Consider the following 20,813-nt stretch of genomic DNA (forward strand, 5'->3'; position numbering starts at 1 on the left):
GAACACCCGATGAGCACTCTCGACGCCGCAGCTCCCGCCGGCACGACGACCTCCGACATCCCGACGATCGGCCACTGGATCGATGGCGCCGAGCACGCCTCCACGAGCGGACGGACGGCACCGGTGTTCAACCCGGCGACGGGTGCGGTGATCGCCCGGGTCGCCCTGGCCGATGAGGCCGAGATCGACGCCGCGATCGCCTCGGCCGAGCGGGGCCACCGGGTCTGGGGCGGCTATTCGATCGCGAAGCGCCAGACGGTGCTGTTCGCGTTCCGCGAGCTGCTGAACGCGCGCAAGGGCGAGCTCGCGCGGATCATCACGCGCGAGCACGGCAAGGTCGTCTCGGATGCTCTGGGCGAGATCCTGCGTGGTCAGGAGGTCGTGGAGCTCGCGACCGGATTCCCGCACCTGGTCAAGGGCGCGTTCTCGGAGAACGCGTCGACGGGCATCGACGTCTACTCGCTGAAGCAGCCGCTCGGCGTCGTCGGGGTGATCTCGCCGTTCAACTTCCCGGTGATGGTGCCGCTGTGGTTCGCGCCGATCGCGATCGCCGCGGGCAACGCGGTGGTCCTCAAGCCGAGCGAGAAGGACCCGTCGGCGGCGCTGTGGCTCGCGCGGCTGTGGCAGGAGGCCGGTCTCCCGGACGGCGTCTTCACCGTGCTGCAGGGAGACAAGCTCGCCGTCGACGGTCTGCTGACCTCCCCGGTGGTGCAGTCGATCTCGTTCGTGGGCTCGACGCCGATCGCGCAGTACATCTACGAGACCGCGTCCCGGCACGGCAAGCGCGTGCAGGCCCTCGGCGGCGCGAAGAACCACATGCTGGTGCTCCCCGACGCCGATCTCGACCTCGTCGCCGACCAGGCCGTCAACGCCGGCTACGGGGCGGCCGGCGAACGCTGCATGGCGATCTCGGTCGTGCTGGCGGTCGAGCCGGTCGCCGACCGGCTCATCGAGAAGATCGTCGAACGCATCGGACGGCTGCGGATCGGCGACGGCGCGGGAGGCCCCGACGGCGAGCCGGACATGGGCCCGCTGATCACCGACGTCCACCGGGACAAGGTGTCGGGCTACGTCGACATCGCCGAGCAGGACGGCGCGACCATCGTCGTGGACGGCCGTGGGTTCGCGGTCGACGGACACGAGGACGGCTTCTTCTTCGGCCCCACGCTCATCGACGACATCCCGACGAGCTCCCGCGCCTATCGGGAGGAGATCTTCGGACCCGTCCTCTCGATCGTCCGCGTGGGCTCCTACGACGAGGGACTCGACCTGATCAACTCCGGCCAGTTCGGCAACGGCACCGCGATCTTCACCAACGACGGAGGCGCGGCCCGACGCTTCCAGACCGAGGTCCAGGTCGGCATGATCGGCATCAACGTCCCCATCCCCGTCCCGGTCGCCTACCACTCCTTCGGCGGCTGGAAGCAGTCCCTGTTCGGCGATGCCAAGGCGTACGGCGTCCACGGATTCGACTTCTTCACCCGCGAGAAGGCCATCACGAGCCGATGGCTCGACCCCGCCACCCGACACCGTTCGGAGCACGGCGGCATCAACCTCGGATTCCCGCAGAACACCTGAGCCGCGGCCCCGCCCTCCCCCGGGACGGCAGGGTCTTTGCGGCCGATCGCCTTCGACGACGAGAGCAGAGCATGGGCATGACCGGACAGCGCTGGTTCCACCGACGCGGCGACCTCGCGCGCGACGGCTGGGAGAGCGTCGTCGACGCGACGACGCCCGGATGGCGGCACACGGGGTTGCGCGTGGCCGTGCTGCAGGCGGGCGACGCGCTCGAGCTGTCGGAGACGGGCGTCGAGCGGATCATCGTGCCGCTGGCCGGGTCGTTCACCGTGACGCACACGGAGGACGGCGTCACGACGAGGACGTCTCTCGCCGGCCGCTCCTCCGTCTTCGACGGCCCGACCGACGTGCTGTATCTCTCGGCGGCGTCCACCGCGGCGATCGCCGGGGACGGGCGCGTCGCGGTGGCGACCTCGCCGACGGCCGAGATCCGTCCGACGCGCCACATCCCGGCGTCCGAGACCCCGGTCGAGCTGCGCGGCGCGGGCGGATCGAGCAGGCAGGTGCACAACTTCGGCACACCGCAGGCGCTGGACGCCGCGCGGCTCATCGTCTGCGAGGTCCTCACCCCGGCCGAGAACTGGTCGTCGTACCCGCCGCACAAGCACGACGAGCACGTGCCCGGGCACGAGTCGCGCCTCGAGGAGATCTACTACTTCGAGGCCGAGCCCGCGCGCGGATCGACGGGGGCGCCGAAAGATGCCGCCTTCGGCATGTTCAGCGCATACTCCTCCCCCGCGGGCGAGATCGACGTCAACGCGCTGGTGCGCACCGGGGACATCGCCCTCGTGCCGTTCGGCTACCACGGCCCCGCCGTGGCCGCGCCCGGATACGACCTCTACTACCTCAACGTCATGGCCGGTCCCGACGCAGAGCGGGTCTGGCTGATCAGCGACGATCCGGCGCACGCCTGGGTCCGCGACACCTGGGACGGCCTCGCGATCGACCCGCGCCTGCCGTACACGACCGATCCGACCGCGAAGGAAGGCGATCACCGATGACCTCGACGAAGCGGATGACGGTGAGCCAGGCGCTCATCGAGTTCCTCGCCCACCAGTGGACCGTCGACGGCGACATCCGGGAGCGCACGATCCCCGGCGTGTTCGGCATCTTCGGCCACGGCAACGTCGCCGGCATCGGACAGGCGCTGCGCCAGCTCAACGTCGACCAGCCCGACCTGATGCCCTACCACCAGGCCCGCAACGAGCAGGCGATGGTGCACCAGTCCGTCGGCTACGCGCGCATGCGCCGACGCCGCGCGACCTTCGCGTCCGCGGCGTCGGTCGGACCGGGCGCGACCAACATGCTCACCGGCGCCGCCCTCGCCACGACCAACCGGCTGCCCGCTCTGCTGCTGCCGAGCGACACGTTCGCCACCCGCGTCGCGGATCCGGTGCTGCAGCAGCTCGAGCAGCCGTGGGACATCGGCCTCACCGTCAACGACGCCTTCCGCCCGCTCTCGAGGTTCTTCGACCGCGTGCAGCGCCCCGAACAGCTGTACTCGATCGCGCTGGGCGCGATGCGTGTGCTCACCGACCCCGCCGAGACCGGTGCCGTGACGATCGCCCTTCCCGAGGACGTGCAGGCTGAGACGATCGACGTGCCGCTCGCCTTCCTCCGGGACCGCGAATGGCACCTCCGGCGCCCGCGGCCCGAGCGGGCCGCCCTCGCCCGTGCCGTCGCCGCGATCCGTTCGGCGAAGCGGCCGTTCGTCGTCGCGGGCGGCGGCGTGCTGTACTCGGGCGCAGAGGATGGGCTCCGCGCCCTGGTCGAGGCGACCGGCATCCCGGTCGGGACGACTCAGGCCGGCGGCGGCTCGCTCGTATGGGACCATCCGCAGTATCTGGGCGCCGTCGGCGCGACCGGCACCGCCGCGGCCAACCGCCTCGCGGCCGACGCCGACGTCGTCATCGGGATCGGCACCCGCTACAGCGACTTCACGACGGCATCGCGCACGGCGTTCCAGGACCCCGGTGTGCGGTTCGTCAACATCAACGTCGCCGCGTTCGACGCCTACAAGCACGGCACGCAGCTGCCGGTGATCGCCGACGCCCGCGAGGCCCTCGCCGAGCTCGCGATCGAGCTCGAGGGCTTCGAGGTGTCGGCGGAGTACGCACAGCGCGCCGCGGACGAGAAGAGGGCGTGGGACGCCGTCGTCGACGAGGCCTTCCTGCCCTCGGGCGCCGCCCGTCCCGGTCAGACCGAGATCATCGGCGCGGTGCAGTCCTCGACCGCGCCCGACGACGTCATCGTGCAGGCGGCGGGCTCGCTGCCCGGCGATCTGCACAAGCTGTGGCGCGTGCGCGACCCGCTCGGCTATCACGTCGAGTATGCGTTCTCGTGCATGGGGTACGAGATCGCCGGCGGGCTCGGCGCGAAGCGCGGAGCCCTGGCCGGCGGCTCCGACCGCGACGTCGTCGTGATGGTCGGGGACGGCTCGTACCTGATGCTCAACTCCGAACTGGTCACCGCGGTCGCCGAGGGCATCAAGATCATCGTCGTGCTCGTCCAGAACCACGGCTTCGCCTCGATCGGGCACCTCTCCGAGACCGTCGGCTCGGAGCGCTTCGGCACGAAGTACCGCGTCTACGACGAGGTCGCACGCAACTTCCAGGGCGATCGCGTGCTGCCCGTGGACCTCGCCATGAACGCCCGCAGCTACGGGCTCGACGTCATCGAGATCGCCCCCACGGCGACGGCGATCGACGACTTGAGAGCCGCGATGGCGGCGGCCAAGGCATCCGACCGCTCCACACTCATCCACATCGAGAGCGATCCGTTGCTCTATTCCCCCAGCGGCGAGGGATGGTGGGACGTCCCGGTGCCCGAGGCGGCGACGCTCGCGTCGACCCGGCGCGCCCGGAGCGAGTACGAACGACAGCGCGTCGCCCAGCGTCCGCTGCTCGGCGAGGAGGTGTCGGGATGAGGGCGAGTGTCGCCGGGGCGCCCGTGAGCTTCGGAGTCTTCGAGATGACGCCGGAGGGTGCCGAGACGGTCGGACCCGACGACCTGCTCGACGTGCTCGCCGAGGCGGGGTACGCCGGGGTCGACCTCGGCCCGCTCGGCTACCTCGGACGATCGTCCGAGCTGCGGGAGCGCCTCGGCCGGCACGGCCTCGACCTCGCCGGCGGCTGGGTGCAGCTGCCGTTCTCGGACGACGACGCCTTCGAGAACTCCCTGCCCGGTCTGCACGACGCGCTCCGGGTCTTCGCCGAGGCGGCCGAACGGGGGCCGGCGCGGCTGCCGCTGCCGACCCTGGCTGACGACGGCTCCGCCCGGCGTCGTGCCGCCCCGGGGCGCGGCGCGACGGTCGACCCGCTCGGGGAAGCGGCCTGGGGACGGCTGCTGGCCAACACCGAGCGCGCGGCCGCCCTCGTGCGCGCCGCCGGGTTCGAGCCGACCTTCCACCACCACGCGGGAACCTTCGTCGAGTCGCCGTCCGAGATCGATCGGTTCCTGGCGAACGTCGACATCGGCCTGACGCTCGACACCGGTCATCTGTTCATCGCGGGCGGTGACCCGCTCGACGCGGTGCGCCGCTGGGGCGACCGCATCAACCACCTGCACCTCAAGGACGTCGATCTCGCGGAGCTGCGACGCGTGCTCGCCACCGGCGGCGGGATGCCGGAGGTGTGGACCTCCGGCTCGTTCGTCGCCTTCGGCGAGGGCGACATCGATCTCGTCGCGGTCATGGACGCCGTCGACGAACGCGGCTTCGACGGGTGGGTCGTGGTCGAGCAGGACGTGCTGAACGGCCCCGACGTCGCGATCGCCGACTTCCGCGCCGCCCGGGGCGCGGACCAGGTGCGCAACCGCGAATCGCTCCGACCCTGGGCATAGAACCGAACACCCCCACCGACGAAGGAACGCACGATGTCACACGCCCCACTCCGCTTCGGCCTCATCGGGACCGGCCGCATCGGCCAGGTCCACGCCGCGAGCATCGCCGCCGATCCCGACGCGGAGCTCGCCTGGATCGCAGACCCGTTCGTCGACGGCGCCCGCACGGTGGCTGCCGCCTACGGCGGGACCGCGACCGACAGCTCCGACGAGCTCTTCGCGTCGGGCGAGGTCGACGCGATCCTCGTCGCGTCGCCCACCGCGACCCACGTCGACCTCATCGCGCAGGCGGTGGATGCCGGGATCCCGGTGCTGTGCGAGAAGCCGATCGATCTCGACATCGCGCGGGTCGACGCGCTGCGCGCGAAGGTGGCCGCGGCCGGCGTCCCTGTGGCACTGGGCTTCAATCGCCGGTTCGACCCCGCGTTCGCTGCGGCGCGCGCCCGCGTGGCCGCGGGGGAGATCGGCGCGCTCGAGCAGCTGACGATCATCAGCCGCGATCCCTCTGCGCCCCCGTCCGCGTACGTCGCCGTCTCCGGCGGCATCTTCCGCGACATGACGATCCACGACGTCGACATGGCGCGGTTCTTCCTCCCCGAGATCGTCGAGGTGTCGGCGGTCGGCACGACGACGTTCGACCCCGGGGCGCGCGAGCACGGCGACTTCGACACCGCCGTGACGACGCTGCGCGCCGCATCCGGCGCCGTCGTGACCATCATCAACTCGCGGCACAGCGCGGTCGGGTACGACCAGCGCCTCGAGGCCTTCGGCGGCACCGGCATGCTCCAGGTGGCCAACGCGCCCTCGAGCCTGGTGAGCCTCTCGACCGCCGCGGCGGTGGAGGCCAAGCCGCCGTACGAGCAGTTCTTCCTGGAGCGGTACGCCGTCGCCTACGCGGCCGAGCTGCGCGAGTTCATCAAGCTCGCCCGAGGCGAGGCGTCGACGAGCCCGACGTTCGAGGACGGCCGCGCGGCGCTCGTGCTCGCAGATGCCGCGCAGCGCGCCGCGACCGAGCGCGTCGTCGTCGCCGTGGACCTCGGCTGAGGGATTCGTCGATATGAGCGCGTCCGCCTCCTACCGCCTCGCCGCGTCGGCCGAGATGCTCTACCGCGACCTGCCGTTCGTCGAGCGCGTCCAGCGCATCCACGAGCGCGGCTTCGAGGTCGAGATCTGGGACTGGAGCTCGAAGGACCTCCCGGAGCTCGCCGCGACCGGTGCGACCTTCTCCTCGATGACCGGGTACCTCCGCGGCGACCTGACCACCGACGACGGAATCGCCGAGCTGCTGTCCACCGCGGCGGAGTCGTTGCGGATGGCCGATGTGATCGACTCACCGCGGCTGAACCTGCACGGAACCGGGCTCGACGCCGACGGGCTGCCCGTGCGGCCTCGTCACGACGTCAGCAGCGGCGACTGGCTCATTGCGGCCGACACCTTGAGCAGACTCGCGGATCTCGGCGAGAGGTCGGGACGCGTCTTCACGCTCGAGAACCTCAACACCGCGGTGGATCACCCGGGCACGCCGTTCGCGCGCGCCGCCGACACCCTCGCGCTCGTGCAGACGGTCGATTCACCGGGGCTCCGGCTGAACCTCGATCTGTATCACGCGCAGATCGGCGAGGGGAACCTGACCGACCTCGTCGGTCGGGCGATGCCGTGGATCGGCGAGATCCAGGTCGCCGACGTCCCCGGCCGCTGCGAGCCGGGCACCGGCGAGATCCGCTACGAGGCGATCGCAGCCGCACTGGGCGAGCTCGGGTACGACGGGGTCGTCGGGCTCGAGTCGTGGGCGAAGACCGACTCCGACGCTGCGCTCGACGCTTTCCGGACCGCCTTCGCCGGCTGAACGGCGAGAGGGTGCCGATTCCCGGTCGGCCCCCTCTCGTCCTGCTCAGGCGTCGTAGGTCGTGCCGCCCTCGATGGCGGGAACGGAGGTCCACACCCCGGACCCGGCGCTGCGCAACGATGCCGCCACGATCTCCGCGGCCGACCAGGCGTCCGCGGCCGAAGGGGCGAGCTGGCGGCCCTCGACCACCGAGCGCAGGAACAACGAGGCCTCGATCGTCTTCAGGTCGTCGAATCCCATGCTCGTGCCCGCGCCGGGCTGGAACCGGGCGAAGTCCCCGTGCCCGGGGCCGACCATGATCGTGCGGTAGCCCGCGGTGTCATCGGCCAGCTGCAGCTCGTTCAGACGCTGGAAGTCCCACCGCAGCGAGCCCCCGGTACCGTACACCTCGAGGCGGTACTCGGCGCGCGGGCCGATCGCGACGCGACTGGACTCGAGCACCCCGACGGCACCGGAGTCGAATCTGGCAAGGACGGCGGCGTAGTCCTCGTTCTCGACGTGCCCGGTCGGGCCGCCGCGGGCGCCCTTGCTGAAGTGGCTCGTCGAGTCGCCCGACGGCAACGGCCGGGTCCGGATGAAGGTCTCGGTCAGTCCGCTGACCGACCCGATCCGGCCGACGACGTACTGCGCGAGGTCGGCGCCGTGCGAGAGCAGGTCGCCGAGGACCCCGGTTCCCGCGCGATCCCGGCTGAACCGCCACGTCAGCGCCCCCTCGGGATCGGCCGAGTAGTCGGCCAGCAGGGCGACGCGCACGTTCGTGATCGTCCCGAGGGCGCCCTCGCGCACCAGCCGGCGTGCGTGTGCCACGGCCGGGGCGTGACGGTAGTTGAACCCCACCGACGTCATGAGTCCGGCCGCCTCGGCGCTCCGCGCGATCTCGCTCGACTCGGAGACGCTTCGGCCCATGGGCTTCTCGATCCAGAACGGCTTGCCGGCCGCGACGGCCGCCATCGCGATCTCGTGATGGAGGAAGTTCGGCGAGCAGATCGACACGACGTCGACCGCCGGGTGCGAGAGCACGTCCCGGTAGTCGGCAGTCGTCTCGCGGTAGCCCAGGGTCTCGGCCGCGTGGGACCGGCCTGCCGCATCCGGATCGGCGGCGATGACCAGTTCCGCGGTCGCCGGCAGATCCGGGTAGTGCACGGGGGCGGCGAGGTAGGCCCGGGAGTGCAGTCGCCCCATCCATCCCACGGAGACCAGGCCCACACCGATGTGCGCTCTGCTGCTCATGACGATTCCCTTCGGCGGTCGTACGTGTGCCCCATCTTAGGTGCGTTGACAGAATGTATTGACAAAGATTGAGCCCGATGTCACACTCGATCCCGACACCGACGTCAGATGGACGCGATAGCTCGATGTCGACAGCGTCCTCACCGAAAGGGAACTCACATGAAGAAGCGCATCCTCGGCGGCCTCGCCCTTGCCGCAGCGGCCGCACTGCTGCTCAGCGCTTGCTCCGGGACCGGACAGGACTCGACGGATGACGGAGGGGACAGCGGCAGCACCACCGCGTCGAAGGACCTCACCTACGCCGTCGTCACCCACTCCTCCCCCGGCGACGCCTTCTGGGATCGCGTCAAGTCCGGCGCCGAACAGGCCGGAGCGGACTACGGAGCCGCCGTCACGTACAATTCGGACCCCGACCCGGCCAAGCAGTCCCAGCTGATCGACAACGCGGTCGCGCAGGGGGTCGACGGCATCGTGGTGTCGATGGCCAACCCCGACGGCGTGCAGGCGAGCGTCGAGCGCGCCGTCGCAGCCGGCATCCCCGTCGTCACGATCAACTCCGGCCTCGAGCGCTTCAAGGAGTTCGGTGCCATCACCCACATCGGCCAGAGCGAGTCCATCGCCGGTGCCGCCGTCGGCGAGCGCCTCGGCGAGGAAGGTCTCACCAAGGCGCTCTGCGTGATCCAGGAGGCCGGGAACGTCGGCCTCGAAGAGCGCTGCAAGGCGGCCGCGGGCGCGTTCGGCGGGTCGATGGAGAACCTCCAGGTCGACGGCACGAACGACGCCGAGGTCAAGGCCACGATCAAGTCCAAGCTCCAGGCCGACTCCTCGATCGACGCCGTTCTCACGCTGGGCGGCCAGTACGCGATCGACGCCGTCGGCGCCGTGGAGGAGTCCGGCAGCTCGGCGAAGGTCGCGACGTTCGACCTCTCCGAGGACGTGGTGAGTGCGATCGAGGCCGGACAGATCCTGTTCGCGGTCGACCAGCAGCCGTACGTGCAGGGCTTCCTCGGCATCACGGCGCTCTACCTCAAGAGCACCAACGGCAACGACATCGGCGGAGGTCAGCCGGTCTACTCCGGTCCGGCGTTCGTCACCCTGGACAACGCGGCCGCGGTTGCGGAGTTCGCGAAGAACGGCACGCGCTAGCGAACCGATGGGGCCGGGTGGACATCCACCCGGCCCCCCACTCCAGAGACCCGCTCCACAGAAAGGGACCGCCGTGACCACGACGGACATTGTGACGATCGCGACGAGGCCGCGGCTGGAGCGTCAGCCGATCCGCCGCCTTCTCGCGAGACCCGAGATGGGCGCGCTCGTCGCCGCCCTCGCGGTCATGATCTTCTTCTCCGTGTACACGCAGAACTTCATGACGCTCGCCGGCGCCGGCGTCTGGCTGGAGTCGGCGTCCACGTTCGGCATCATGGCGGTCGCCGTGGCGCTGCTGATGATCGGCGGCGAGTTCGACCTCTCCGCCGGCGTGCTCACCGGGTTCACGGCGCTGGTGGTGGGTGTCCTCACCACGCACTACGGGCTGAACATCTGGGTCGCGGTGCTCGTCTCGCTGGCGCTCGCCCTGTCGGTCGGCGCGCTCAACGGCATCCTCGTGATGAAGACCGGGCTTCCGAGCTTCATCATCACGCTCGGGACGTTCTTCGTCCTCGCGGGGATCGACCTCGCCGTCACCAAGCTCATCACCGGACAGGTCGCCATCCAGGGCATGACGAAGGTCCCGTTCTACGACAGCATCCAGCCCCTTTTCGGGTCCTCCGTCCAGATCGGCGGCGGAACGTTCTACGTCTCGGTGCTGTGGTGGTTCCTCGTCACGGCGGCAGCGACCTGGATCCTCCTGCGCACCCGCGCCGGCAACTGGATCTTCGCGGTGGGCGGGGCGCTGAACTCCTCGCGCCAGGTCGGCGTCCCCATCATCAAGACCAAGCTGGGCCTGTTCATGACGACGGCCGGTGCGGCGTGGCTGGTCGGCATGATCTCGCTCTTTCGCACCTCGACCGTCCAGGCGAACACGGGCGTCGGCCAGGAGTTCATCTACATCATCTGCGCGGTCGTCGGAGGCTGCCTGATGACGGGCGGGTTCGGCTCGGCGATCGGCGCCGCGCTCGGCGCGCTGATCTACGGCATGGTGTTCCAGGGCATCACCTTCGCGCAGTGGGACACGAACTGGCTGCGCACCTTCCTTGGTGCGATGCTGCTGCTCGCGGTGTTCCTGAACCACTGGGTGCGGCTGCGAGCGGGAGGAAGCAAGAAATGAGCTCCACGACGGGAACCACGGCGCCGATCGTCGAGGTGAGGAACATCGGCAAGAGCTACGGGGCGATCAACGCGCTGTCCGGCGTCTCGACGACCGTGAGCGCCGGACGGGTCACCTGCGTCCTGGGCGACAACGGCGCCGGGAAGTCCACCTTCATCAAGATGCTGGCCGGGGCCCACTCGCCGAGCGAGGGCGAGCTGCTCCTCGACGGCAAGCCGGTGACGTTCTCCTCGCCGCGTGCGGCTCTCGACGCAGGGATCGCGACGGTCTATCAGGACCTCGCCGTGGTTCCGCTGATGCCGGTCTGGCGCAACTTCTTCCTCGGGTCCGAGCTCACCAAGGGACGCGGGCCCCTCCGGCGCCTCGACGTCAAGCGGATGAAGGAGATCACCTACCTCGAGCTGGCGAACATGGGCATCGATCTGCGCGACGTCGACCAGCCCATCGGGACGCTCTCGGGCGGTGAACGCCAGTGCGTCGCGATCGCCCGTGCCGTGTACTTCGGCGCACGGGTGTTGATCCTCGACGAGCCGACCGCCGCGCTCGGCGTCAAGCAGTCGGGCGTGGTGCTCAAGTACATCGCCCGGTCGAGGGACAAGGGACTCGGTGTCGTCTTCATCACGCACAACCCCCACCACGCCTATCCCGTCGGCGACCGGTTCCTGCTGCTCAACCGCGGCACGAGCCTCGGAGACTACGAGAAGGCCGATATCTCACTCGCCGAGTTGACGAGCCTCATGGCGGGAGGAGCGGAGCTCGACTCGCTCGCTCACGAGCTGGAGCAGTCGCTGGGCATGGACTCGTCCATCGTCAAGGAGATGGAGCACGACGCCGACGAGCTGGTCGAGGTGCTCCGCGACGAGACCGCGAAGCCGACGTAGTCGACGCGCGCGTCACGGTGCGACCGGTGCGACGACACCTCGACGAGCTCATCGGCGCGCGCTTCACGACATCGTTCCGGCGAGCGCGATCTGCCGTCGTGCGACGTCGTCCTCGTCGAGCACGAGCACATCGCTCATGTCGCCACCGCGCCATTCCCGCAGAAGCCGGTGGAACTCCACACCGGTCTCCTCGAGGAGCGGCATGTAGACGTAGGACTCGATGTCGCAGTGGATGCCCGGATAGCGGTTCCAGTACCACGTGCCGCCCACATCGCCCGCCTCGTCCATCAGCCGCAGCGAGTCGACGCCCGCGTCACGGAGGAACGCCGCGGTCAGGAGACCGCCGAAGCCGGCCCCGATCACGAGCACCTCGACACCGTCGGCCTTCGGATCCTTCAGGGGCTCGCCATCGAAGAGCTCGAGGCCCTGGAGAGGGGGATGCGCGCGATCAGCCGCGAGTTGCAGAGGCTCGGTCACGACGACACCGCCTGATCAGCCTCCCTGCCCCATGAGCTCGTGCGCAGCCGCGGACCCGAGTCCGTTCGCGATGGCGTGCAGCAGCGGAGGGACGTCGCCGGGTTCGAGAACCACCTCGATGAAGGCGAGAGCGGAGTCGGCGGTCGCCTCTGCCCCCGCCATCGCGTCGCGAAGCTCTCCTTCGTTGCGGACCCGCCAGGTGCTCACCGCCGAGTCCGGCAGGAGTCCGCGAACGACCGTCCGCCAATCCCAGCGCGTGATGTCCTGGTAGACCGCGTCGGGACTGCGAATGGCTCGCTCGACGGAGTATCCGCCGTTGTCGAGGAGGAAGACGATCGGCTGCACCGGGGACAGTCGCGCAGTCGCGAGGTCCTGGATGGACAACTGGGCGGCTCCGTCGCCGATGAACAGCACCGGGCGGTCGTCACAGGCGAAGCCGTGCGCCACGGCTGCGGGCAGGGTGTAGCCGATCGATGACCAGATGGGCTGTCCGATGAGGCGCGCCCCGTCCGGGAATCGGATCGCGGCGGCCCCGTAGAACGCGGTGCCGGCTTCGGCGAAGACCGGTGTGCCCGCCGGAAGCCATCGCTCGACGCCCGACCAGAACGACTCCTGCGTGACGGGATCGCCCGACCAGGCGTCGGGCGTCGGCGCGGTCCCTCGGAGCACCGCGGGACGCGCCTCGACGACGCGGCGCGGAGCCGCCTCCACCTGCTCGAGCAGCTCGCCGACGCTGTCTGCGATGGAGACGCCGTCGAGGATCTCGCCGTCGACCGTGGCCGCGTCGGGGCCGAGCGTGATGAGGGAGCCCGAGCCGAGCCGGTGGCTGTACATCCCGGTGAGGAGGTCGCCGAGGACCACCCCCACGGTGATGACGAGGGAGGCGTTCTCCACGAGGCTCCGCGTCCGGGGATCGGGGGTGAACGCGCCCACGTAGACCCCCGCGTGGGCCGGATGCGTCTCCGGCACCAGCCCTTTCGCGTCGACGAACGTCACGATGCGAACCCGGCCGGTGTCGGCGAGCCGACGCATGTCACCGGCGAGCCCGAATCGGTCGGCGAGGTGGCCGAGCAGGATGACGGGCTCCTCCTCCTGCAGGGACTCACGGAGCACGGTCGCGAAGCGGGATCGCCGGGCGGCGTCGCTTCGAGGCTCGGCGGTGAGCGGCGTCGACAGCGGCTCGGCCGACACCTCCTGCCCCACGGCGTCGGTCGGGATGCGGAGATACCCGGGGCGTCGTGCGGTCAGCATCGCGGTGATCACCCGGTCGATCGTCGCCCCGGCGCCCGCACCCGTCACCGTGGCGGCGGCGACGGTCACCTCGCTGTACATGCGTCCGAATCGGTCGAAGTCGCCGTCGGCGAGCGTGTGGTGCGTCGCCATGCCCGCTTCGGCGACCGGCGTCGCCGGGGCGCCCGTGATCTGCAGCACGGGCACGCGCTCCGCCGCCGCGCCGGCGATGCCGTTCACCGCGGACAGTTCGCCCACCCCGTACGTGGTCACCAGAGCCCCGAACCCCCGCGCGCGGGCGTAGCCGTCGGCGGCATAGGCGGCGTTGAGCTCGTTGGTGGAGTTGACCCAGGTGAGATCGGCTCCGGCGAGCAGCTCATCGAGCAGGGCGAGGTTGAAGTCTCCCGGCAGTCCGAACAGGTGCTCGACGCCGCACTGGCGAAGTCTGATCGCCAGGTACTCCCCGACGGTCACCGTGGACGCAGCAGAGGGCGAGGGAAAGTTCTCAATCACGACACTCATGCGACACTGTTACGAACAATCAGGCAAGCACATCACCATGATGATTATCATTCTGATCCGACAGCGCTGTTCGCCCCCGAGGAAAGGTCACACATTGGACACCATCGACGCCGTGGACGCCCGGCTGCTCTTGGCGTTGGATTCCGATCCGCGGCTGCCGACCGCGGCGATCGCGGAGAAGCTGCGACTCGCACGGCGCACGGTGCAGCTGCGACTCGCCCGTCTCGAGACGGAGGTGTACGCACCGAACTCGACTCGCGTCGCCCCGCGGGCATTGGGTCAGCCGTTGCGCGCCGTTGTGAACGCCGAGGTGCACCAGTCACAGCTCGACAGCACGGTACGGGCGCTCGCGGCCATCCCACAGGTGCTGCAGGTGGCGGGCGTCGCCGGCGACTGGGACCTGTTGTGCGAGGTGGCCGCCCCCGACGCGGACGGCCTGTACGAGGTGGGCCAGCGGATTCTGGCGTGCCCCGGCATTCGACGCACGGCCACCAACCTGCTGCTGCGCGATCTCGTCCCCTACCGCACGCGACCCCTCATCGAGAGCGGCATTCGCTGAACGCGCGCGGCGATCCGGCGCACCGAGACGATGCGGTCGAGGGCCTCGATCACCGTGTCGACCGTGAGTGGTCCCGGGGCGGTCAGTTCTATGCGGACCTCGAGTCGATGTGACCCGGCGCGGTCTACTCCGTGGAGGCGGGCGCTGATCAGCCGGACGCGACGCTGACGCAGGACGGTGAAGACGCGGCCGATCCCGTCGTCGCCATCGACGATCAGCCGCAGTCTCGCGACGGCCCGACGCCCGTCCACCTCCTCACCGGGTCCGGGCGGGGGCGGGGCACCCGTCTGCCCGCGGGACGGACACGCCTGCTCCCCCCGCCCGCAGGAGCGCGACCAACAGCGCCGTGCGGGGCGGGATCTGCGAGACGACGACGTGCTCGTCGTCGGCGTGGGCGCCTCCGCCGACCGCGCCGAGACCGTCGAGGGTCGGCACGCCGGCGCCGGCGGTGAAGTTCCCGTCGGATGCGCCGCCGACGGCCACGCCGTGGAGCGGACCGATTCCGAGGCCGCTCGCCTCTGCGCCTGCGATCCGCCAGAGCGCCGCGGAGGCCACGCGCTCCAGCGGGAGCCGGTTGATCCCGCCGTGCACGACGATCTCCGCACCCGTGGTGGGGGTCAGGCCACGGATCGCGGCGTCGACGCGGCTCTGTTCGGCGACCGTGCGCGCCCGCACGTCGACGGCGACGCTCGCGCTCGCGGCGACCGTGTTCTCGCTCGTCCCCGCCCGCGCGATCGTCGGTGTCACCGTCGTGCCCACGGCGGGATCCGCGAACGCCGACACGGCCTCGATCTGCCTGGCCATCTCGACGGTGGCGTTGATGCCCCGTTCCGGTTCCAGCCCGGCATGGGCGGCGCGGCCGGTGACCTCCACACGGTAGCGGGAGACACCCTTCCTCTCGAGCTTCAGCGCGCCGCCGTCGGCGGCGGCCTCGAGCACGAACGCGGCCGCGCACCCGCGGGCCTCCCTCTCGATCAACGCGCGCGAGGAGGGCGAGCCGATCTCCTCGTCGCCGGTCACCAGCAGGGTGACCGACGCCTCGCCGAGGGGATCGACGGTCGAGAGCGCATGGACGCCCATGACGAGACCGGTGATCATGTCGAAGCATCCCGGCCCGCGCAGCACATCCGCCTCGAGGCGGAAGGGGCGGGTCACGAGCGATCCGACCGGCCAGACGGTGTCGTGGTGGGCCAGGAGCAGCAATCGAGTACCGGTCGAGGGGGATCCGACACGCCACCGCAGATGCGTGCAGCCATCGATCACGATGCGCTCGGGCGCGATCCCCAGCCGGTGGGCGCCGACCGCCGCGACCGCGTCGGCCGACCGTGCGACCGCTGCGAGGTCGGAGGAGGGCGACTCGCACTCGACGAGCGTGCGGATGTCGTCGATCATCGCGGGGAGGATCGACTCGGACCACGTCAGGAGGGCGTCGCCGGGCCGGGACGGCATCGTCATCCGGCCTCTCCTCGCAGACCCCGACCCGGGTAGGCGTCCGCGACGATCTCGCCGTCGCGGACGACGAGCTGACCGCTCACGAGCAGCTGCTCGACGCCCGACGACGGCCGGGTGGGGTCGAGATAGGTCGCCTGATCCGTGACACGTCCCGGGTCGATGACGACGACGTCCGCGTCGGATCCCGGCGCCAGATGGCCTTTGCGGCTCGCCGCCGGCGCGATGTCGTCGAGAACGCGCGCGGGCAGCCAGCTGCAGCGGCGGAACGCCTCGGACCACGTCCACAGTGCACGCTCGCGCACCATGACCCGCAACGAACGGGCGAACGTCCCCGCCGTGCGCGGATGTGTGCGTCCGCCGGGCGGCAGCGGCCACTGGCGGGTGTCCACGCGGCCGTCCGGCCATTCGATGTGCATCGCGTCGGAGGCGACGATCCCGTCGGGGTGCGCGAGGGGGCGCCGCAGGAGGGCGGCGTCGGACTCGTCGCGCTCGTCGAGGAACTCCACGATGCACAGTGCACCCGGATCGGCACGGCGCACCTGGCGCAGATGCGCGTCGTCGCGCAGACGCTCCCCCGTGGCGACGAGCACGATGTTCCCTGGCCGGAGGTCCCACGCCGGCAGTGCCTCGGGGGCGAGGAACGCCGCCCCGACGGCCGTGCTGCCGGCACCGTACGGGTACGCCTCCACCGTGATGGCGGCGCCGCCCGCACGTGCCCGCTCGATCGTCGCGAGGGTGCGGTCGACGTGCCGCCGGGAGCTGCTGTTGACGTGGCAGTGGTGGACTCGTCCGCCGAAGTCCATCGCCGCCTGAGCCACCTCGACGGTGCCGTCGACGGGGGTCGTGGGGTCGGACTCGATGATCTCGCGCACGTGCGTGAAGGTCGGCGCGCCCGCCGCGGCCGCGAGCCGGGCGACGGCACGGTACTCGGCGGGATCCGTGCGGGGCGCGTAGCCCATCAGCACGCCGATGCCGAGCGCTCCCCCGGCCAGCTCCGTCTCGAGCCTGCCGAGCCATGAGCGCAGCTGCGTCGCAGAGGAGTCCGCCTGCCACGCCGGATCGCCGAGAAGGTCGAGGGAGCCGAACGGATCGCCGTCGAAGACGCGACCGGACAGCGTCTCACCCCGCGCCATGGTCCAGGACGCCGAGAAGCCGTAGTTGAGCGGGCGTCCCTCGGCCGCCGCCCGCTCATAGGCCCGCTCGATCGGGAGCAGTCCCGACTCCAGGTCGAGGGCGGTGGTCACCCCGTCGAGCGCCTGCAGCCGCTGACCCGCGATGGAGTGCACGTGGCTGTGCAGATCGACGAAGCCGGGGCCGACGATGCGACCGGTCGCGTCGATGACCAGTGCGCCGTCGGGAGCGGCCGAGCCGGCCTGGCGCACCTTGGCGATGCGATCGCCGCGGATCAGCACGTCGGCGACGCCGTCGTGCCCCGTCCCGGGATCGATGACCCGGCCTCCGGCGAGCAGCACGGTCCGCACGGCGGTCACGAGGCCTTCTTGGGGGTGGCGCGCGCGCCGAAGTGCACGTACTCCTCCCCCGTTTCCAGCCGGTAGAAGGTGGCGGCCATCCACGTCTCGGTCCCGGGGGCGCGGGTCGCGAAGAGCCCCTCCGAGACGGGGTGCAGCTCGTACTCCTCGATCGGGTCCTCCACCATGTCGGCGATGATCCCGGTCGCGGTCGTGCGCAGCACCGCACGCGCCCCCTCGGACGCGGGCGGCAGCACCTCCATCCGCACCGATGCCCGCTCGTAGGTGCCGAGATAGGGCGTCACGTCGGCGTCGGCGTCCGCAGGGGGCACGAGCGGATGCTGCATCTCGACGCCGGCGAGGTCGGCGAAGATCTCGCGGTAGAGGTCCTCGTAGAGGTCGCGGGCGTGACCTCCGTTGGTCAGCAGCGACACGATGAGCCCCTGCTCGGGGAGCAGACGCAGGAATCCGGCCTGTCCGATGGTGTTGCCGTCGTGGCCGAGGAGGCGATGGCCGTCCCAGCCGTACCGGATCCACCCGACGCCCCACGAGTCGCCGAGCGAGTGCACGTCGGGCAGCTCGGCCTGCAGCGAGGCCATCTCGGCGGCCGCGTCGGCGGAGAGCACGCGCATGCCGTCCTCCGCCACACCGCCCACGAGATGCATCCGCGCGAACGAGAGCAGGTCGTCCGCCGTGCAGGTGATGAGCCCGGCCGGTCCGAGCGGTCGCGGCAGGCCCCAGACCGGCGCCACCGCCGGTCCGTCGGGCCCGTCGACGTGCCCGACGGCGGCCGGATGGAGAAGGGCCTCCTCCGGCAGCGTGACGGTCGCCGTCAGCCCGAGCGGGGTGACCAGGCGTTCGCGGAGCGCCTGGTCCCACGTCATGCCGGTGAGGACCTCGATCACCCGGCCCGCGAGCGTGAATCCGGCGTTGCAGTACGACCAGGTCGCACCGATCGGGTGGTTCTGCGTCTGGTCGCGCAGGAGGGCGACGTACTTCTCGATGTTGTCGTCGCCGCGTCCGGTGTCGGTGAACACGTCGCCGTCGATGCCGCTCGTGTGCACGAGGAGGTGGCGAAGCGTCACCTGACGTGCGGCATCCATGTCGGCCAGCACGAAGTCTGGCAGCACCTCGATGATCGGCGTGTCGAGGCCGACGACCCCCTCGTCGACCAGCTGCATGACCAGCGTGGCCGTCCACACCTTCGAGATGGAGCCGATCTGGAACACCGACTCCCGCGACGCCGGGAGCTTCGCGGGCGCGTTGAGAAAGCCGTGCACGGCGACCGCACGCTCGTCGCGTGGGCCGTTGCCGAGCCCGGCCCCGCCGACGCGGAGAATGCCGAGCTGCGCGCCCGGCACGCCGTGCTTGGCGGCGAGCTCGGACAGACGGCGCTGCCAGTGCTCGTCGTCGATCGCCGGCCGGCGCACGAGTCCGGCGGTGCCCGCGAAGCGCTCGACCCAATCGACGACCCGGCGGTTGTAGTCGATGCGCTGGGAGGGCGGCCCGTCGAGGACGAAGAGGTGTCCGGCGCCGGGGTAGAGCACGAGCTCGGTGGGGATCTCCCGCTCGCGCAGGGCGGTGAACCACTGTTGCGCCTGCCCGGCCGGGCAGGTCTGGTCCTGCGCCCCGTGCAGCAGGAGCGTCGGCGTCTCCACGTCGCCGATGCCGGTCCAGGGATTCTGCGGCGACACGGCGACGGCGTCCCGCCACGGCGCGTGCTCCAGCTCCCACCGGGCGAGCAGCGGCCCACTGTCGGAGGTGCCCGCGAGCGAGGTCAGGTCGGCGACCGCGCCGCCGGCGACGGCGGCCGCGAACCGCCGGTCGCGACCGGTGAGGTAACAGGTGGCGAAGCCGCCGTAGGAGTAGCCGGTGATCGCCAGCCGCTCCGGATCGGCGATGCCCTCCGCCACGAGCTCGTCGATCGGCTCGAGGAGGTCGGCGCGGTCGCTGACCCCCCATCCGCCCGCGACCGCGGTGTAGAAGGCCTCGCCGTACCCGTCGCTGCCGCGGGGGTTGAGCAGCAGCACCGTCCAGCCGCGGGCGACGAGCTCCTGATGGTAGAGGTGCACGTCGTCGGCCGCACCGTTCCACGCGTTGTGCGGGCCGCCATGCACGTCGAGGAGCAGCGGAGCGGCGCCTTCGGCGTCCGGGTCGCGCAGGAGCCATCCCTCGACGACGGTGCCGTCGCCGATCGTGAAGCGGCGGGCGATCCGTGGGAACGGCGTGAGGTGCCCGCGCCCGTGCGCGGTGAGGTCGGTCGCGCCGGCCTCCGGCGATCCCTCGTCGAGGTCGACGCGGGCGATCTCGCCGTAGGAGGCGGGTGTCGCGAGTGTCACGACGGCCATGCCCGCGCTGATCGACAGGCCGGAGACGACTCGGCCCGCGCCGGTGATCACCGCTCGCGCGCTCCCGCCGGCGATCGGCGCGGCGTAGAGATGCGTGCACCCGCCGTCGCGGATGGCGAAGAACACGTCGTCGCCGACGATCGTGGGCTCTGCCCCGGGGTAGCCGGGACCGCCGACCATGACGTTGCGGTCGAGGCCCGGGTCGAGCTCGACCGCTGAGCCGTCGGCGAGCGACAGCCGGTACAGCCGCGTGTGGCTCGCCAGTCCTCCCGAGGCGATGCCCGCGACGACGAGCTCGTCCCCGGAGGGGATCCACGCCACGGCGGAGGCGGACCCCTCGGCGAGTCCGACCACGTGTACTCGCGCGCGCTCGTCCTCGACGTCGACGGTGGCCACGGGTGTCCGGAAGGTCAGGTCGTTTCCGGGTCCGACATGCCACGGGAACGCGAGCGTCGCACCGTCCGGCGACCACGCGGGCATGCCGGCGTGGGCGTCGCCCCCGGTGACACGACGCACCCGGCCGGTGGCCGCCTCCACGACGTGGACATGCGTGCGCACGGTTCCGAGGAAGTCCCCGCCGTCGAGGAGGTAGTCCGTGCGGCGCGTCACGTACGGTTCGTTCGCCGTGCGGGTCCCGGCGATGTCGACGGGCGCGGAGAAGGCGATCCGCGCGCCGTCGGGGCTCCACACGGCCGCGCCGGCGCCCAGCGGGAGATCGGTCACCGTGGTCAGCGGCGTCGGCTCTCCCCCGGCAGCGGGCAGGAGCCACAGCTGCGCGGGGCCGTCGGCGGCGCGCAGGAACGCCAGGCAGGAGCCGTCCGGAGCCCACCGCGGCGCCGCATCGGCGGGCCCGGAGGTGAGCCGCCGCGGCTCGATTCCGTCGCCCGCCATCCACAGCGCATGCACGTTGCGGTCGGTGTCGCCGTCGAGCTCCGCGGTGCGCAACACGTAGGCGACCCTGCCGTCCGGGGAGAGCGCGGGCTGACCGGGCACGGCGAGCAGCGGGATGTCGTCGATCGTCGGCCGACGGACGGGGGTTGGGTTCGTGTCGCTCACGGGGCGCTCCTCAGGGGCTCGGGGACCGCGGCCAGCAGCTCGCGGGTGTAGGGGTGGGT

At 71.1% G+C, this 20,813-nt stretch carries 17 protein-coding genes; 10 read left to right on the top strand and 7 right to left on the bottom strand.

Annotated features, from left to right (window positions below):
* Positions 1–9: 9 nt before the first annotated feature.
* The 6 genes from GVL03_RS03990 to GVL03_RS04015 all read left to right on the top strand — a co-directional run bounded on the left by GVL03_RS03990 (position 10) and on the right by GVL03_RS04015 (position 7,264).
* On the top strand, positions 10–1,578 hold the full coding sequence (locus GVL03_RS03990; RefSeq protein ID WP_159499692.1) for a CoA-acylating methylmalonate-semialdehyde dehydrogenase: 1,569 nt from the start codon (positions 10–12) through the stop codon (positions 1,576–1,578).
* 71 nt (positions 1,579–1,649) lie between these two features.
* A complete protein-coding gene (iolB, locus tag GVL03_RS03995) occupies positions 1,650–2,579 on the top strand; it encodes a 5-deoxy-glucuronate isomerase (RefSeq protein ID WP_159499693.1) in 930 nt (309 codons plus the stop codon).
* Positions 2,576–4,504: a 3D-(3,5/4)-trihydroxycyclohexane-1,2-dione acylhydrolase (decyclizing) gene (gene iolD / locus GVL03_RS04000; RefSeq protein WP_159499694.1), complete on the top strand. Its 1,929-nt coding sequence runs from the start codon at positions 2,576–2,578 to the stop codon at positions 4,502–4,504. Before iolB ends, iolD begins: the two co-directional genes overlap by 4 nt.
* Positions 4,501–5,418, top strand: a complete 918-nt coding sequence (locus GVL03_RS04005; RefSeq protein WP_159499695.1) for a sugar phosphate isomerase/epimerase — start codon at positions 4,501–4,503, stop codon at positions 5,416–5,418. The genes iolD and GVL03_RS04005 overlap by 4 nt, the downstream gene beginning before the upstream one ends.
* A 33-nt stretch (positions 5,419–5,451) precedes the next feature.
* The gene (gene iolG, locus GVL03_RS04010; protein ID WP_159499696.1) at positions 5,452–6,462 is read left to right on the top strand and encodes an inositol 2-dehydrogenase; all 1,011 of its coding nucleotides are present in this window, start codon (positions 5,452–5,454) and stop codon (positions 6,460–6,462) included.
* A gap of 13 nt (positions 6,463–6,475) precedes the next feature.
* On the top strand, positions 6,476–7,264 hold the full coding sequence (locus tag GVL03_RS04015) for a TIM barrel protein (RefSeq protein WP_159499697.1): 789 nt from the start codon (positions 6,476–6,478) through the stop codon (positions 7,262–7,264).
* Between the two features lie 45 nt (positions 7,265–7,309).
* On the opposite strand, the gene GVL03_RS04020 is transcribed toward GVL03_RS04015, so the two are convergent.
* Positions 7,310–8,494: a Gfo/Idh/MocA family protein gene (locus GVL03_RS04020; RefSeq protein ID WP_159499698.1), complete on the bottom strand. Its 1,185-nt coding sequence runs from the start codon at positions 8,492–8,494 to the stop codon at positions 7,310–7,312.
* A gap of 159 nt (positions 8,495–8,653) precedes the next feature.
* Between GVL03_RS04020 and GVL03_RS04025 the strand changes: the two genes are divergently transcribed.
* The 3 genes from GVL03_RS04025 to GVL03_RS04035 all read left to right on the top strand — a co-directional run bounded on the left by GVL03_RS04025 (position 8,654) and on the right by GVL03_RS04035 (position 11,641).
* Complete coding sequence (locus GVL03_RS04025; protein WP_159499699.1) at positions 8,654–9,640, top strand: sugar ABC transporter substrate-binding protein; 987 nt, start codon at positions 8,654–8,656, stop codon at positions 9,638–9,640.
* A gap of 73 nt (positions 9,641–9,713) precedes the next feature.
* Positions 9,714–10,760 carry an ABC transporter permease gene (locus tag GVL03_RS04030; protein ID WP_159499700.1) on the top strand — a complete coding sequence of 349 codons (1,047 nt, stop codon included), beginning with the start codon at positions 9,714–9,716 and terminating at the stop codon, positions 10,758–10,760.
* The gene (locus tag GVL03_RS04035) at positions 10,757–11,641 is read left to right on the top strand and encodes an ATP-binding cassette domain-containing protein (RefSeq protein ID WP_159499701.1); all 885 of its coding nucleotides are present in this window, start codon (positions 10,757–10,759) and stop codon (positions 11,639–11,641) included. The genes GVL03_RS04030 and GVL03_RS04035 overlap by 4 nt, the downstream gene beginning before the upstream one ends.
* 63 nt (positions 11,642–11,704) lie before the next feature.
* On the opposite strand, the gene GVL03_RS22250 is transcribed toward GVL03_RS04035, so the two are convergent.
* Both GVL03_RS22250 and GVL03_RS04045 read right to left on the bottom strand, forming a co-directional pair.
* The gene (locus GVL03_RS22250; RefSeq protein ID WP_235038008.1) at positions 11,705–12,118 is read right to left on the bottom strand and encodes an NAD(P)-binding protein; all 414 of its coding nucleotides are present in this window, start codon (positions 12,116–12,118) and stop codon (positions 11,705–11,707) included.
* Positions 12,119–12,133: 15 nt separating this feature from the next.
* Positions 12,134–13,870, bottom strand: a complete 1,737-nt coding sequence (locus tag GVL03_RS04045; protein WP_159499702.1) for an alpha-keto acid decarboxylase family protein — start codon at positions 13,868–13,870, stop codon at positions 12,134–12,136.
* Positions 13,871–13,964: 94 nt separating this feature from the next.
* On the opposite strand from GVL03_RS04045, the gene GVL03_RS04050 reads away from it, so the two are divergent.
* On the top strand, positions 13,965–14,429 hold the full coding sequence (locus GVL03_RS04050) for an Lrp/AsnC family transcriptional regulator (protein ID WP_200847053.1): 465 nt from the start codon (positions 13,965–13,967) through the stop codon (positions 14,427–14,429).
* Here the strand turns inward: GVL03_RS04050 and GVL03_RS04055 are convergent.
* Genes GVL03_RS04055 through GVL03_RS04070 form a run of 4 tightly spaced genes read right to left on the bottom strand, consistent with a single transcriptional unit; the run spans position 14,390 to position 20,754 of the window.
* Positions 14,390–14,680: a hypothetical protein gene (locus tag GVL03_RS04055; RefSeq protein WP_159499703.1), complete on the bottom strand. Its 291-nt coding sequence runs from the start codon at positions 14,678–14,680 to the stop codon at positions 14,390–14,392. The genes GVL03_RS04050 and GVL03_RS04055 overlap by 40 nt on opposite strands.
* Before the next feature lie 4 nt (positions 14,681–14,684).
* Complete coding sequence (locus GVL03_RS04060; RefSeq protein WP_235038009.1) at positions 14,685–15,884, bottom strand: M20 family metallopeptidase; 1,200 nt, start codon at positions 15,882–15,884, stop codon at positions 14,685–14,687.
* Positions 15,881–17,371, bottom strand: coding sequence for an amidohydrolase family protein (locus GVL03_RS04065; protein ID WP_200847054.1), 1,491 nt, complete (start codon positions 17,369–17,371; stop codon positions 15,881–15,883). Before GVL03_RS04065 ends, GVL03_RS04060 begins: the two co-directional genes overlap by 4 nt.
* Entirely contained in the window at positions 17,368–20,754 is a 3,387-nt protein-coding gene (locus GVL03_RS04070; RefSeq protein ID WP_159499704.1) for a serine hydrolase, read from the bottom strand. Before GVL03_RS04070 ends, GVL03_RS04065 begins: the two co-directional genes overlap by 4 nt.
* Positions 20,755–20,813 lie beyond the last annotated feature (59 nt).

Source organism: Microbacterium sp. 18062, from assembly GCF_902706225.1.
Classification (GTDB): Bacteria; Actinomycetota; Actinomycetes; order Actinomycetales; family Microbacteriaceae; genus Microbacterium.

Coding starts and splice junctions, on each gene's coding strand:
- GVL03_RS03990 (WP_159499692.1), top strand. CDS start 10: ATGAGCACTCTCGACGCCGCAGCTCCCGCCGGCACGACGACCTCCGAC.
- iolB (WP_159499693.1), top strand. CDS start 1,650: ATGGGCATGACCGGACAGCGCTGGTTCCACCGACGCGGCGACCTCGCG.
- iolD (WP_159499694.1), top strand. CDS start 2,576: ATGACCTCGACGAAGCGGATGACGGTGAGCCAGGCGCTCATCGAGTTC.
- GVL03_RS04005 (WP_159499695.1), top strand. CDS start 4,501: ATGAGGGCGAGTGTCGCCGGGGCGCCCGTGAGCTTCGGAGTCTTCGAG.
- iolG (WP_159499696.1), top strand. CDS start 5,452: ATGTCACACGCCCCACTCCGCTTCGGCCTCATCGGGACCGGCCGCATC.
- GVL03_RS04015 (WP_159499697.1), top strand. CDS start 6,476: ATGAGCGCGTCCGCCTCCTACCGCCTCGCCGCGTCGGCCGAGATGCTC.
- GVL03_RS04020 (WP_159499698.1), bottom strand. CDS start 8,494: ATGAGCAGCAGAGCGCACATCGGTGTGGGCCTGGTCTCCGTGGGATGG.
- GVL03_RS04025 (WP_159499699.1), top strand. CDS start 8,654: ATGAAGAAGCGCATCCTCGGCGGCCTCGCCCTTGCCGCAGCGGCCGCA.
- GVL03_RS04035 (WP_159499701.1), top strand. CDS start 10,757: ATGAGCTCCACGACGGGAACCACGGCGCCGATCGTCGAGGTGAGGAAC.
- GVL03_RS04045 (WP_159499702.1), bottom strand. CDS start 13,870: ATGAGTGTCGTGATTGAGAACTTTCCCTCGCCCTCTGCTGCGTCCACG.
- GVL03_RS04060 (WP_235038009.1), bottom strand. CDS start 15,884: ATGACGATGCCGTCCCGGCCCGGCGACGCCCTCCTGACGTGGTCCGAG.